The organism is Streptomyces sp. NPDC087906 (genome assembly GCF_055584925.1).
In genome coordinates this window covers 56,048-69,623 of sequence record NZ_JBVJLC010000004.1, presented here as the reverse complement: position 1 = coordinate 69,623, position 13,576 = coordinate 56,048, and the positions used below count along the sequence as shown (strand labels likewise).

Genomic DNA, 13,576 nt, shown 5'->3' with positions numbered 1-13,576 from the left:
GCTGAGGTTCGTGCGGAGATGCCGAGCAGAGCTGCCGAGCAGAGCTGCCGGGCCGACTCTCAGGCGCCGGCGGCCAGTTCGGCGAGCACCGCGTCGGTGAACGGCGGCCAGGCCCGCACCGCCCACGGCCCGAAGTCCCGGTCGGCCAGCGCCACGCACGCGGCGCCCGCCGCCGGGTCGACCCACAGGAACGTACCGGACTGGCCGAAGTGCCCGAAGGTGCGCGGCGAGGACGAACTGCCCGTCCAGTGCGGGGACTTGCCGTCCCTGATCTCGAAGCCGAGCCCCCAGTCGTTGTTCTTCTGGTTGCCGTAGCCGGGCAGCACCCCGGAGAGCCCGGGGAAGACGACCGTCGTCGCCTCCAGGACCGTACGCGGATCCAGCAGCCGCGGCGCCTGGAGTTCGGCGGCGAACCGCACCAGGTCGTCGACGGTCGAGACGCCGTCCTTGGCGGGGGAGCCGGCCACGGACGTCGACACCATCCCGAGCGGTTCGAGCACCGCCTGGTGCACGTAATCGGCGAACGGGATCTCGGTCGCCTTGGCGATGTGGTCGCCGAGGACCTCGAAGCCCGCGTTCGAGTAGAGCCTGCGGGTGCCGGGCGCGCTCGTCGCGCGGTGCTCGTCGAAGGCCAGACCGCTGCTGTGCGCCAGCAGATGGCGGACGGTCGACCCCTCGGGCCCTGCGGGTTCGTCCAGCTCGACGGCGCCTTCCTCGTACGCGACGAGCGCGGCGTACGCGGCGAGCGGCTTCGTCACGGAAGCGAGCGGGAACGGCCGCGCCGTCGGCCCGTACGACCCGACGACCGTGCCGTCGGCCCGTACGACGGCCGCCGCCGCTGTGGGCACGGGCCAGTTCTCGATGAGTGCCAGGCTCTCCATGGCCACGAGCCTAGAGGACGCTAAAGCACCAGCCGCATGGCGGGAGCCGGGGTGCGGGCGAAGCCCAGGGAGGCGTACAGGGGCTCGCCCTCGGGTGAGGCGTGCAGGTCGATCCTGCGGATGCCGCGCTCCTCGTACCAGCCCAGCAGCGCCCGCATACAGGCACGTGAGTAGCCGCGCCTGCGCATCGCCGGGTCGGTGGCGACGCTGAAGACATGGCCGGTGGTGCCCGCCGGGTTCTCCGGGCTGCCGAGCCGGTGCTCCACCACCCCGACGGCGCACGCGGCGAGCACGCCTGTACGGTCCGGACCGTCCACGACGAACGCGGCGAGATCCCCGGCCGGATCGGCCAGTCGCTCGCGCAGCGTCCGGACGGCGGTCGGCTGCCAGCCGGTATCGGTCGAGGGCTTCATCGAATTCAGCATGATCGTGCGCAGACGTACCAGTTCCCCGGCGTCCGCCGGATCCGCGCGGCGTGCAGCAGTCATGCTCGGCACGCTAGTCGCGCAGGCTTGGAAAGCCGTACCTGATTTCGCTTGCTTGGAGTGCACTCCAAGGATTTAGCGTGGAGGGTATGACGTTGATCGAGAGCAGCCCCGCGCCGACCCAGGACCGGACCGACATCTGCGTATCGGCGCCCCTCCCGCATCCGCGCCCGGACGGCCAGGACCGCTACACGATCAGCGAGGTCGCCGCCATCACCGGACTGACGGCGCACACCCTGCGCTGGTACGAGCGGATCGGGCTGATGCCGCACGTCGACAGGTCCAACACCGGCCAGCGCCGGTTCAGCAACCGCGACCTGGACTGGCTCGCCTTCGTCAGCAAACTGCGGCTGACCGGGATGCCCGTGGCGGACATGGTCCGCTACGCCGAGCTGATCCGGATCGGCGAAGACACCTTCGAGGAGCGGCAGGAACTGCTGGAGCGGACCCGGCGCGACGTACTGCACCGGATCGCCGAGCTGCACGACACCGTCGCCGTGCTCGACCACAAGATCAGTTTTTACGCGGGCGCGCGCACCGCGCCGGAGAGGGTCTGAACCCTGATGAGCGACACCAAGCTGCCCACCGTACGGATCGGCACCGAAGGACCCGAGGCCGGGATCCAGGGGCTCGGCTGCATGGGCATGAGCCAGTCCTACGGCCCCACGGACGTCGACGAGGCGCGGGCCACCCTGGAGCGCGCCCTGGAACTGGGCGTGACGCTGTACGACACCGCCGACGCCTACGGCGCCGGCGAGAACGAGAAGTTCATCGCGCCGTTCGTCCAGGCGCACCGCGACGAGATCGTCCTCGCGACGAAGTTCTCGCTGGGCACCGACCCGACCGACCCGACGAAGCGGACCATCCGCAACGACCGGCCGTATCTGCGCCAGTGCATTGAGGGCAGCCTCAAGCGGCTCGGCGTGGAGACGATCGACCTGTACTACATGCACCGCAGGGACGTGAACGTCCCGATCGAGGACACCGTCGGCGCCATGGCCGAGCTGGTGGCCGAGGGCAAGGTCAAGCACCTGGGGCTGAGCGAGGTCACCGCGTCCGAGCTGCGCGCGGCCCAGGCCGTGCACCCGATCGCCGCCCTCCAGTCCGAGTGGTCGCTGTTCAGCCGCGACATCGAGGACAGCGTCATCGGCGCGGCGGTCGACCTCGGCGTCGGGCTCGTGCCGTACTCGCCGCTCGGCCGCGGCTTCCTGACCGGCTCGTTCGTCAGCGCCGACAAGGAGCTGGGGGCCGACGACTTCCGCCGGCAGCAGCCCCGGTTCACCGGGGACAACGCGGCGGCGAACGCCGCGCTGCTGGCGCCGGTGCGCAAGGTCGCCGAGGGGCGAAACGCGACCCTCGGGCAGATCGCGCTGGCCTGGGTGCAGCAGCGGGCCGCGCTGTACGGGCTCGCCGTCGTGCCCATCCCGGGGACCCGCAAGCGCAGCCGGATCGAGGAGAACGTCGGCGCCACGCGCATCGTCCTCACGGAGAGCGAGCTGGAGCTGCTGGAGCCGATCGCCGGGCAGGTCACGGGCGGCCGGTACGCCGACATGTCGTTCACGTCGGCGGGCCGCGAGTAACGAGCCCTGATACGGGACGGGGGGCGCCGCCATCCGGCGTCCCCCTCCGCACGAAGGTAGGAACAGGACGGGGGCCGGGACATCGCACCGGGGCGCCAACTGCCGGGTGCTACCCGGGTGGCGGAGGGTCAGTTCGCGGCGCCCGGCGTGACCAGCCCCGACTCGTAGGCGAACAGGACGGCTTGGGCGCGGTCGCGCAGGTCCAGTTTGGCCGGCACCCGGCCGACATGGGTCTTCACCGTCTGCTCGGCCACCACCAGATCGGCCGCGATCTCCAGGTTGGAACGGCCTTTGGCGATCAGCTCAAGCACCTCGGTCTCGCGCGGCGTGAGGCCGGGCAGCCGCAGCGCGGGGTCCTTGCGCGGGGTGGGGCGCCGCTGGGTGAAGTCCGCGATCAGCCGCCGGGTCACGGACGGCGCGAGCAACGCGTCGCCGGCCGCCACGACCCGTACGGCGGCGATCAGATCGGCGGGCGGCGCGTCCTTGAGCAGAAAACCCGAAGCACCGGCGCGCAGCGCCTCGTAGACCTAGTCGTCCACGTCGAAGGTGGTCAGCATCAGCACCTTCGGCAGATGCGCCACCCCGGCCGGCGGGTCCAACAGCGCGCGTGCGGCGGCGAGTCCGTCCAGCTCCGGCATCCCGCACGTCCATCAGCACCACATCGGGGTGCGTGGCGCGACTCACCTCGATGCCGCGCCTGCCGTCCGGTGCCTCGCCCACCACGTCGATGTCGGGGGGGGGGCGGGGGCGTGAGCGAGTGCGGGTGCGGAACCGGAGTCACACAGCCCGCCCAGCCTAGGCAACGCGTCACAGCTCGGCGAGCAGTTCCGCCTTCTTCGCGCTGAACTCGGCGTCCGTCACCAGACCCGCCCGGTGCAGCTCGCCCAGATGCCGGATGCGCTCGGCCACAGCGGCGGGCCCGCGCGCGTTGCCCGCCGTCGCGGGGACCGGCACCGGGCTGCGGCCCGCTCCCCGTACGGCGGCCAGTACCGCCGCCGCGAACGGCAGCGACTCGTGGACGGGACCGTAGCCGAGCCCGAACACCACCGCCGCCGGGTCGTGGTCGGCCTGGCCGGGCCGGTCGGGGTCCGGCGCCGCCGCCTCGCTGTCGCCGCGCCGCAGCAGCCGCAGATAACCGTCGAAGACCTCGGGGGAGCGCCACTCGACCCCGCGCAGCTCGGCGACGTGGAAACTCTGGTCGCCCGCCTTCCACTTGGTGGAGGAGGCGCCCGTCCAGAACCACCGGAAGGTGACCCGGCTGCCGTCGAAGGACGCCTTGCCGTCGTACGCCTTGAACAGCAGCGGCGCCTCGGGCGCAGGCACCAGATAGCGCTCGGCCGGCTCGGGCTCGTCCGTACCCGGGTCCGCCGACCCGGCGGTCCTGGTGAGCGCGGCGCGCAGTTCGTCGGCGTAGTACTCGGCGAGCGTCTCGCGCCCTGCGGGGAGCACCAGCCGGTACGGGTCGCAGCTCTCCTTGAGCTGTCCCGCCGCAGCGTCCATCAGCGGGTCGGCGCCGGGGCGCGGCACTGCGTGCATCACGACCGTTCCGCGTTTGCCCGGGGAGAGGGTGACCGACGACAACGCCTTGTGGGGGATGCGGCGTTCGCGGAGGGTCTGGAGGAGCTTCGGCGTGCGTATCCCTCTTTCGAAGCGGACGAGCACGGAGTCGCCCTCGAACTCCCAGGTGGTATGAATTCCGGACAGCACATCACCCATGTGGTGCATCCTAGGCGGCGCGCGCCCGCGCGTCTGCTGCCGAAGCACGGAAATCTACGCGCGTCAGCTCTCTCCCGCACCACGGATTCCACTGCGGCACGCGCCGCCTCCGTGGGCACATGTCACCGCCGCGTACGCGCCGACGCCGATCTCGGCGAAGTTGCCGACGCTCTCGGTGCCGGGTTCGAAATAGCCGCCGTGACCACGTGCGCCGGCCGCCGAGACGATCCGGGCGCCGAAGCCGCGCGCCATCGGGTCGGCGCCGTGGCCGAGCCCGGCGAAGTCCAGATGCGGTACGTCCTCGATCCAGTCGTCGCTGTCGCGCATGGCCCAGACCCGGGCGCCGGTGTGTAACTGGCGGGCGTTCGCCACCCGCATCCCCGGGCTGCCGGCCACGGCCAGGTCGGCGACCCTGGACGGCAGACGGCCGGCCGCGACGCCGCACACCACGGAGCCGTAGCTGTGGCAGAACAGCGAGACGCTCGACCGGCCGGGCAGTGCGCCGGTGAGCGCGGACAGCCGTACCGCGCCGTTCTCCGCGAGCTTGCCGGTGGCCGCGTCCATGCCGAGCCCGGCGGGCGCGGTGTAGTCGCCCCAGGCGATCACGGCGGTGTGCGTGTCCGGCGCCGCCGCCCGCTCGGCCGCGTACAGCGACTCGGCCATGCCGACGGGCGCCGTGTACTTCTTGTCGTTGAACTTCTCGAACGACAGCAGGTCCGTGTCGACACCGGGGACGACGACCGAGACGCGCCGGGCGCTGTCCAGGTCCCCGAAGACCTCGGCGGCCCGGCCCCTACCGGAGGGGTCGAAGGCGAGGATCTGCCGCTTGCCGCGCAGCATCGACTCGTAGCGGCGCATCGTGCGCCCCGCGTCGTAGCGGCCGTCGGCCGACAGCCGCGCGTCGCGCGTCCGGCGCAGCTCGACCCTGCGTGCCTGGTCGAGGGCGCGCCGGTTGGCCCGGTAGCGCAGCGTGACGGGGGCGCCGTTGAGATTGCCGACGACGAGCGGGTAGCGGTCGGCGAGTCGCGTCTGCTCGGCGGCGGTCAGGGAGCCGAAGAAGGCCGCGAGCCGCCTCGGCGGGGCGGCCGGGTCGGGGAGCCGCTGGCTGCCGCCCGCCGTCGCCCTGCGCCACGCCGCGAAGGCGGCCTCCAGGGGTTCACCCGGGCCGCGTTGCTGCTGTACAGCGGTCCAGCCGGTCGTTGCCAGCATCACGAACACCACGGCGAGCGCCAGCAGGGTGCGCCACACGGTGAGGGCGGAGGTGGGACTGAAGGAAGTCACTGACAGACCACCCTAGAAGACACGTGGCACCCCTCACGACAAGGGCGGAGCAGATCACGGCATACGCGGGAAGGAACCGACGGTAGCCTTACTCCGCGTGTGCGCCGCGCATATCCGGCTGCGACCGGGCATGTCCCCACTCGCCGGTGAGCGAGGGGGCCAACTGGTCCAGATAGCCCTCCGTCAGCGCGCGCAGCGCCTCCAGGCTCGGATCGCTGCCCTGCCCCCAGAGCCGGCCCGCCAGTCTGAGCACGCCGGTGAAGGCGGCGACGGCGACCCTCGGCCGCGGGTCGGTGTCCATGTCGAGCCCCGCGCGCTCGGCGACGAGCCGGGCGATCTCGTCCTCCAGCACGCTGGCGCGGCGCAGATGGACGGCGAGCAGCGCGGGCGTCGACTCGATCATCTGGTACGTCCGCATGTACAGCTCGACCGGTACGACGGTCATGATCGCCTCGTCGACGCGGTCCCAGCCGGCCGCGACGGCGTTGCGCATCGCCTCGAACGGGCCCTCGTGCGCGGGCCGCTGCCGCAGCGCGGTGACGAACTCGCCCTCGACCATGGAGACGACGTCGAAGGCGACCTCCTCCTTGCTGGCGAAGTAGCGGAAGAACGTACGCTGCGAGACCTCGACGGCATCGGCGATTTCATCGACCGTTGTCTGTTCGTACCCGCGCGTGGTGAAGAATTCGAGTGCGGCGCGCAGCAGGGCGTCGCGAGTGCGCTGCTTCTTGCGGGCGCGCAGCCCTATCGGCTGCCCGACAGTCACTGACTGAGCCTCATTCCGGTCTGCTTTTCCCTGGTCAGGGTACCTGCGTGTGACATGTGAGCTACATGACAGTTACCGGCTTGTGAATTGGTTTGTCAACTGTCAGTGGCTGACACTAACTTGTCGGTATGACTAGTCAGACCACCGTCGAACAGGCGCCACAGTCCCCGGAATCCCCGGCTCCGGCGCCTTCCAAGGGACTGCGCGGCCACCCCTGGCTGACGCTCTTCTCCGTGGCCATCGGCGTCATGATGGTGGCGCTCGACGGCACCATCGTCGCGATCGCGAACCCAGCCATCCAGAAGGACCTCGGCGCGTCCTTCGCGGATGTCCAATGGATCACCAACGGATACTTCCTCGCCCTCGCGGTGGCGCTGATCACCGCGGGCAAGCTCGGTGACCGCTTCGGCCACCGCCAGACCTTCCTCATCGGCGTCACCGGCTTCGCCGCCGCCTCGGGGGCCATCGGCCTCTCCCACAGCATCACCCTGGTGATCGTCTTCCGCGTCTTCCAGGGCCTCTTCGGCGCGCTGCTGATGCCGGCGGCGCTCGGCCTGCTGCGCGCCACCTTCCCGGCCGAGAAGCTCAACATGGCCATCGGCATCTGGGGCATGGTCATCGGCGTGTCCACCGCCGCCGGGCCGCTGCTCGGCGGGCTGCTGGTCGAGCACGTGAGCTGGCAGTCCGTCTTCTTCATCAACGTCCCGGTCGGCGCGCTGGCCCTGGTTCTCGGTCTGCTGATCCTCAAGGACCACCGCGCGGAGAACGCCCCGAAGTCCTTCGACCTCCTCGGGATCGCGCTGCTCTCCGTCGCCATGTTCTGTCTCGTCTGGGCCATCATCAAGGCCCCGACCTGGGGCTGGGGTGACCTGCTGACCTGGACGTTCATCGTGGTCTCGCTGGTCTGCTTCGGGCTCTTCGCCTTCTGGGAGACCAGGGTCAAGGAACCCCTCATCCCGCTGGCGCTCTTCCGTTCCGTACCGCTGTCGGCCGGTGTCGTGCTGATGGTGCTGATGGCCGTCGCCTTCCTCGGCGGGCTCTTCTTCGTGACGTTCTACCTGCAGAACGTGCACGGGATGAAGGCGGTCGACGCGGGTCTGCATCTGCTGCCGCTCACCGGCATGATGATCGTCGCCTCGCCGCTGGCCGGCCTGGTGATCACGAAGCTGGGCCCGCGGATACCCCTGGCCGGCGGCATGATCTTCACCGCCGTCGCCATGTTCGGCATGTCGACGCTGAAGGTCGACACGGGCACGGTCGAGATGTCGATCTGGTTCGCGCTGCTCGGCCTCGGCCTCGCCCCCGTCATGGTGGGCGCGACCGAAGTCATCGTCGGCAACGCCCCGATGGAGCTGTCCGGTGTCGCGGGCGGTCTGCAGCAGTCCGCCATGCAGATCGGCGGCAGCCTCGGTACCGCCGTGCTCGGCGCCGTGATGGCGTCGCGGGTCTCCAGCGAACTGCCCGGCAACTGGGCCGAGGCGGGCCTTCCCCCGCTCACCGGCGCGCAGTCGGGCCAGGCGGCCGAGGCCGTCCAGGTCGGTATCGCACCGGTGCAGAAGGGCATGCCGGCCGAGGTCGCCGCGAAGATCACGTCCGTCGCGCACGACACCTTCATGTCGGGCATGGGCCTGGCCTGCCTGGTCGCCGGCATCGTGGCCACCGTCGCGGTCTTTGTCGCGCTGCTGACGAAGCGCGGCGAGAACGCGGACGCCGCGGGCGGAGCGGCGCACATCTGACGTCAACCGGGAGCTGACCCGACGTCAACTTCTCGCCCACGACAGCCCTGCCGGAACGTTCCGGCAGGGCTGTCGCCTATCCGGGTGGGGCATCCCGGTGGCCCTTCCGCAGCCGGTCCGCCGCAGGTCAGAGTGGTGGCAACGAAACACCTGACCGATTCACGGGGGCCGATTCCTATGCGTACGACCATCACCACCATCCTCGGCGCGCTCGCGCTCGCCTTCGCCTTCGTCGCGGCCGGACCGCTGCCGCGGACGGCGGCCACGGCCGAAGCCGCCGCACCTCCCCGGCTCGGGGCGTGCGCGCCGGGCGAGCTGTGCCTGTGGGACCAGGGCGACTTCACGGGCGTGCGGCGGACCCATGAGCTGGCCGACACGGGCATCGAGAGCTGCGTACCCCTGCCGCCAGGCACCTCGGCGCAGTCCCTGGTCAACCGCACCGGACGGCCCGTCACCACCTACCAGTCGGCGGAGTGCGCGGAGACCGGCGAGTTCGAGACGTACCCCGGCGGCGGCACTTGGGTGCCGCGCTCGCCGTACCGCGTTCGGGCCTTCAAGGTCTGGGAGAGCTGAAGTGGGGTACTCGGGGGTGCGGGAAGGCCCGTACGCGCAGAGCCCCCCGCTCACGCGGCCGGAAGCGGTCGCGGGCCGGGCAGGACCGCGCGCGACGCCGGCAGGGAGTCCGTGCCGGCGACGGGCCGGAGCAAGGGTGATGCGGAGAAGGGCGGCGGAGCCCCCTCGGGGTTCCGCCGCCCTCCGTCACTCCGGTGACGTCGTGTGCGCGCTGTTACGCGTCGCCGCCCGCCGCGCCCGGGTGGGCCGCCGACACGTCGAGGAGCTGGTAGCGGTCCAGCGCCTGCTTCAGCGCCGAACGGTCGATCTTGCCCGCCTTCGCCAGCTCCGTGAGCACACCGAGGACGATCGACTGCGCGTCGATGTGGAAGAAGCGCCGGGCCGCGCCCCGCGTGTCGGCGAAGCCGAACCCGTCGGCGCCCAGCGACTGGTACGGACCCGGCACCCAGCGGGCGATCTGGTCCGGTACCGAACGCATCCAGTCGGAGACCGCCACGAACGGACCCTCGGCGCCCGACAGCTTCCGGGTCACGTACGGGACGCGCTGCTCCTCCTCCGGGTGGAGCAGGTTGTGCCGCTCCACCTCGACGGCCTCGCGGCGCAGCTCGTTCCAGGACGTCGCCGACCAGACGTCGGCCTTGACGTTCCAGTCCTCGGCGAGGATCCGCTGGGCCTCGATCGCCCACGGCACCGCGACACCCGACGCCATGATCTGCGCCGGGATGGCGCCGCCGGCGCCGCCGCTGAGCCGGTAGATGCCCTTGACGATGCCCTCGGCGTCCACGTCGGCGGGCTCGGCCGGGTGCTGGATCGGCTCGTTGTAGACCGTCAGGTAGTAGAAGACGTTCTCGCTGTCCGGACCGTACGCGTCGGGCCCGTACATCCGGCGCAGCCCGTCCTTGACGATGTACGCGATCTCGTACCCGTAGGCCGGGTCGTACGCGACGCACGCCGGGTTGGTCGACGCCAGGAGCTGCGAGTGGCCGTCCGCGTGCTGCAGGCCCTCACCGGTCAGTGTCGTACGCCCCGCCGTCGCGCCCAGGACGAAGCCGCGCGAGAGCTGGTCGGCCATCTGCCAGAACTGGTCGCCGGTGCGCTGGAAGCCGAACATCGAGTAGAAGACGTACACCGGGATCAGCGGCTCGCCGTGCGTGGCGTACGCGGAACCCGCGGCGACCAGCGAGGCCGTGCAGCCGGCCTCCGAGATGCCGTCGTGCAGCATCTGGCCCGTCGGCGACTCCTTGTACGACAGCAGCAGCTCGCGGTCGACCGACTCGTACTGCTGGCCCAGCGGGTTGTAGATCTTGGCGCTCGGGAAGAACGAGTCCATGCCGAACGTGCGGTACTCGTCGGGGGCGATCAGCACGAACCGCTTGCCGATCTCCTTGTCCCGCATGAGGTCCTTGAGCAGCCGGACGAAGGCCATGGTCGTCGCGATCGACTGCTGGCCCGAGCCCTTCTTCACCGCCGCGTAGGTCTTGTCCGCCGGCAGGGCCAGCGGCTTCGCCCGTACGACCCGCGTCGGTACGTACCCGCCGAGGGACTTGCGGCGGTCGTGCATGTACTGGATCTCTTCCGAGTCCCGGCCCGGGTGGTAGTACGGCGGCGCGCCGCCCTCCAGCTCCTTGTCGGCGATCGGCAGGTGCAGCCGGTCGCGGAAGCGCTTCAGGTCGTCGGCCGTGAGCTTCTTCATCTGATGGGTCGCGTTGCGGCCCTCGAAGTTCGGCCCGAGCGTCCAGCCCTTGACGGTCTGCGCCAGGATCACCGTCGGCTGGCCCTGGTGGGCCTTGGCCGCCGCGTACGCCGCGTAGACCTTCTGGTGGTCGTGGCCGCCGCGGCCCAGATGCAGGATCTGCTCGTCGGTCATGTTCTCGACCATGGCGCGCAGCCGCTGGTCGTCGCCGAAGAAGTGGTCGCGGATGTAGGCGCCGGTCTCCGTCGCGTACGTCTGGAACTGGCCGTCCGGCGTGGTGTTCAACCGGTTGACCAGGACACCGTCCCTGTCCTGCGCGAGCAGCGGGTCCCAGGAGCGGTCCCAGACGAGCTTGATGACGTTCCAGCCGGCGCCGCGGAACTGCGACTCCAGCTCCTGGATGATCTTGCCGTTGCCGCGCACCGGGCCGTCGAGGCGCTGCAGGTTGCAGTTCACCACGAAGGTCAGGTTGTCCAGGCCCTCGCGGGCCGCGATGGAGAGCTGGCCGAGCGACTCGGGTTCGTCCATCTCGCCGTCGCCCAGATAGGCCCACACGTGCGAGTCGGAGGTGTCGGCGATGCCGCGCGCTTCCATGTACCGGTTCATCCGGGCCTGGTAGATCGCGCCGAGCGGGCCGAGGCCCATCGACACGGTCGGGAACTCCCAGAAGTCCGGCATCGAGCGCGGGTGCGGGTAGCTGGACAGCCCGTAGGGCGCCTTGGACTTCTCCTGGCGGAAGCCGTCGAGCTGGGCCTCGCTGAGCCGGTCCAGCAGGAAGGCGCGGGCGTAGATGCCGGGGGAGGCGTGGCCCTGGAAGAAGATCTGGTCGCCCCCCTTGCCGTCGTCCTTGCCCCGGAAGAAGTGGTTGAAGCCCACGTCGTAGAGGGAGGCGGACGAGGCGAAGGTGGCGATGTGGCCGCCCACGCCGATGCCGGGCCGCTGGGCGCGGGACACCATCACCGCGGCGTTCCACCGGGTGGCGTTCAGGACCTTGCGCTCGACCTCCTCGTTACCGGGGAAGAACGGCTCGTCCTTGGTGGCGATGGTGTTGACGTAGTCCGTACTGCGCATCTCGGGCACAGCCACACGCTTCTCGCGCGCCCGCTCGATCAGTCGGAGCATCAGGTAGCGGGCGCGCTCGCGCCCCCGCTCGTCGACAGCGGCGTCGAGCGAGTCGAGCCACTCCTGGGTCTCTTCGGGATCAAAGTCCGGGACCTGGCTGGGAAGGCCGCCAATGATGATCGGGTTGCGATCGGATCCGGAAGCCACGCTGTTCCTTCGCTGTTTGGTCGTGTCGTGCCGCTGCACGCGATCGATGCAGTGCACGCCGTCGGGATACTGCTTCTTCGCGGGATCGGCACGTACGCCGTCTCCATCGTGTACTGCGAGCGACGGAAACGTCATCTCTACCGAGGGGTAACCCGCACTCTCCGGAAAAACGCACCCCGAGTCCGGACCCCGCTGAGGTCAAATCGCAACCTTACGCCCACCCCGGCCACGCGTTTCGTTCGACAGTTCGGGCTCGAATGGCGTATCGATGCGGCATAACATGGCAAAAATGGAGGAACGGAGTGACACACGGCCAGGGAGGGGAAGCCGAAGTGCCTGAAGATGCTATGAAGCGGCCCGGAACGTCACCGTTTAGGCGGTCTCGGCCGTCGGGTACTTGCGCGATCCGTCCCGCCCGTGTGGACTACGGCCAATGCCCCGCGTACGCGCGCGGCTGAAGCATTTCCCGAAACATGATCAGGAGGCAATCCGTGAGCGCGACCGCGGACCACGCGGAGGAACGGACCAACCAGGCGGCACGGCTGGGGTTCGAGCCCGGACAGGTGGTCCAGGAGATCGGCTACGACGACGACGTCGAGCAGGAGCTCCGTGAGTCCATCGAGGCTGTCATCGGCCAAGAGCTTGTCGACGAGGACTACGAGGACGTGGCCGACGCCGTCCTGCTGTGGTTCCGCGACGAGGACGGCGACCTTACGGACGCGCTGGTGGACGCCATCGGTCTGATCGACGAAGGCGGGGTGGTCTGGCTGCTGACACCCAAGACCGGCCGTGACGGCTACGTCGAACCGAGCGACATCAACGAAGCCGCACAGACGTCAGGGCTGTCGCAGACCAAGAGCGTCAACGCCGGCAAGGACTGGACCGGCAGCCGGCTCGTCACCCCCAAGGCGGCGAAGTCCAAGCGCTGACACCGAGCGCCGCGTCCGAGCGCGCAAGCCTCAGCAGCCAATAGCAAGCAGCCTTGAGCGGGCCCCCGCCGACACCGGTCGGCGGGGGCCCCTCGTATGCCGGTGCGTAGGCTGGGCGCCATCTGTCGAGCCCGGGGGAGGGCGCCGGGCCGTCTCCGATGCGCCTTCCCGCCGGGCACTGTGAAAGGACGAGCATCCATGGCGATCGAGACCGGTGCCCCCGCTCCGGACTTCGAACTGAAGGACAACCACGGCAGGAGCGTCCGGCTCGCCGACTTCCGCGGCGCCGACGGCAAGAACGTGGTCCTCGTCTTCTACCCCTTCGCCTTCACCGGCACCTGTACGGGCGAACTCCAGGCGCTCGGCGCGCGCTTCGACACCTTCGTCAACGACGACACCATGCTGCTGGCCGTGTCGAACGACTCCATCCACAGCCTGCGGGTCTTCTCCGACCAGGAGGGCCTGGAGTATCCGCTGCTCTCCGACTTCTGGCCGCACGGAGCCGTGTCGCGCGCCTACGGCGTCTTCGACGAGGAAAAGGGGTGCGCGGTGCGCGGCACGTTCATCATGGACAAGGAGGGCATCGTGCGCTGGAGCGTCGTCAACGCCATCCCGGACGCCAGGGATGTCGACGAGTACGTCAAGGCGCTCGAAGCGCTCTGAAACG

General features: G+C 70.2%; 12 protein-coding genes and 1 pseudogene. 6 read left to right on the top strand and 7 right to left on the bottom strand.

Features of this window, described 5'->3' with window-relative positions:
- Window positions 1–59: 59 nt before the first annotated feature.
- Both ACZ63I_RS13935 and ACZ63I_RS13930 read right to left on the bottom strand, forming a co-directional pair.
- A complete protein-coding gene (locus ACZ63I_RS13935; protein WP_469338483.1) occupies window positions 60–881 on the bottom strand; it encodes a serine hydrolase domain-containing protein in 822 nt (273 codons plus the stop codon).
- Window positions 882–901: 20 nt separating this feature from the next.
- Entirely contained in the window at window positions 902–1,369 is a 468-nt protein-coding gene (locus tag ACZ63I_RS13930; RefSeq protein ID WP_469338481.1) for a GNAT family N-acetyltransferase, read from the bottom strand.
- An 86-nt stretch (window positions 1,370–1,455) separates the two neighbouring features.
- On the opposite strand from ACZ63I_RS13930, the gene ACZ63I_RS13925 reads away from it, so the two are divergent.
- Entirely contained in the window at window positions 1,456–1,923 is a 468-nt protein-coding gene (locus ACZ63I_RS13925; protein WP_469338479.1) for a MerR family transcriptional regulator, read from the top strand.
- A gap of 6 nt (window positions 1,924–1,929) precedes the next feature.
- Window positions 1,930–2,946 (top strand): aldo/keto reductase, encoded by a 1,017-nt coding sequence (locus ACZ63I_RS13920; protein ID WP_469338478.1) that lies wholly within the window; start codon window positions 1,930–1,932, stop codon window positions 2,944–2,946.
- 128 nt (window positions 2,947–3,074) lie between these two features.
- On the opposite strand, the pseudogene ACZ63I_RS13915 reads toward ACZ63I_RS13920, so the two are convergent.
- The 4 genes and pseudogenes from ACZ63I_RS13915 to ACZ63I_RS13900 form a co-directional block, all read right to left on the bottom strand.
- Window positions 3,075–3,678 (bottom strand): annotated as a pseudogene (locus ACZ63I_RS13915) (LuxR C-terminal-related transcriptional regulator); the annotation flags it as partial.
- 75 nt (window positions 3,679–3,753) lie between these two features.
- Complete coding sequence (locus tag ACZ63I_RS13910) at window positions 3,754–4,662, bottom strand: DUF4429 domain-containing protein (RefSeq protein WP_469338476.1); 909 nt, start codon at window positions 4,660–4,662, stop codon at window positions 3,754–3,756.
- A gap of 63 nt (window positions 4,663–4,725) precedes the next feature.
- Window positions 4,726–5,943 carry an alpha/beta hydrolase gene (locus tag ACZ63I_RS13905; RefSeq protein WP_469338474.1) on the bottom strand — a complete coding sequence of 406 codons (1,218 nt, stop codon included), beginning with the start codon at window positions 5,941–5,943 and terminating at the stop codon, window positions 4,726–4,728.
- Window positions 5,944–6,031: 88 nt separating this feature from the next.
- Window positions 6,032–6,709: a TetR/AcrR family transcriptional regulator gene (locus ACZ63I_RS13900; RefSeq protein WP_469338473.1), complete on the bottom strand. Its 678-nt coding sequence runs from the start codon at window positions 6,707–6,709 to the stop codon at window positions 6,032–6,034.
- A 128-nt stretch (window positions 6,710–6,837) separates the two neighbouring features.
- Between ACZ63I_RS13900 and ACZ63I_RS13895 the strand changes: the two genes are divergently transcribed.
- Together ACZ63I_RS13895 and ACZ63I_RS13890 are read left to right on the top strand one after the other, a co-directional pair.
- Window positions 6,838–8,445 carry an MFS transporter gene (locus ACZ63I_RS13895; RefSeq protein ID WP_469338472.1) on the top strand — a complete coding sequence of 536 codons (1,608 nt, stop codon included), beginning with the start codon at window positions 6,838–6,840 and terminating at the stop codon, window positions 8,443–8,445.
- Window positions 8,446–8,622: 177 nt separating this feature from the next.
- Window positions 8,623–9,018, top strand: a complete 396-nt coding sequence (locus tag ACZ63I_RS13890) for a peptidase inhibitor family I36 protein (RefSeq protein ID WP_469338470.1) — start codon at window positions 8,623–8,625, stop codon at window positions 9,016–9,018.
- Window positions 9,019–9,232: 214 nt separating this feature from the next.
- On the opposite strand, the gene aceE is transcribed toward ACZ63I_RS13890, so the two are convergent.
- Window positions 9,233–11,980: a pyruvate dehydrogenase (acetyl-transferring), homodimeric type gene (aceE, locus tag ACZ63I_RS13885; RefSeq protein ID WP_469338468.1), complete on the bottom strand. Its 2,748-nt coding sequence runs from the start codon at window positions 11,978–11,980 to the stop codon at window positions 9,233–9,235.
- Between the two features lie 491 nt (window positions 11,981–12,471).
- Here aceE and ACZ63I_RS13880 point away from each other — a divergent pair, with 491 nt between their 5' ends.
- Together ACZ63I_RS13880 and ACZ63I_RS13875 are read left to right on the top strand one after the other, a co-directional pair.
- On the top strand, window positions 12,472–12,909 hold the full coding sequence (locus tag ACZ63I_RS13880) for a DUF3052 domain-containing protein (RefSeq protein WP_469338467.1): 438 nt from the start codon (window positions 12,472–12,474) through the stop codon (window positions 12,907–12,909).
- 198 nt (window positions 12,910–13,107) lie between these two features.
- Window positions 13,108–13,572 carry a peroxiredoxin gene (locus ACZ63I_RS13875; protein ID WP_469338465.1) on the top strand — a complete coding sequence of 155 codons (465 nt, stop codon included), beginning with the start codon at window positions 13,108–13,110 and terminating at the stop codon, window positions 13,570–13,572.
- Window positions 13,573–13,576 lie beyond the last annotated feature (4 nt).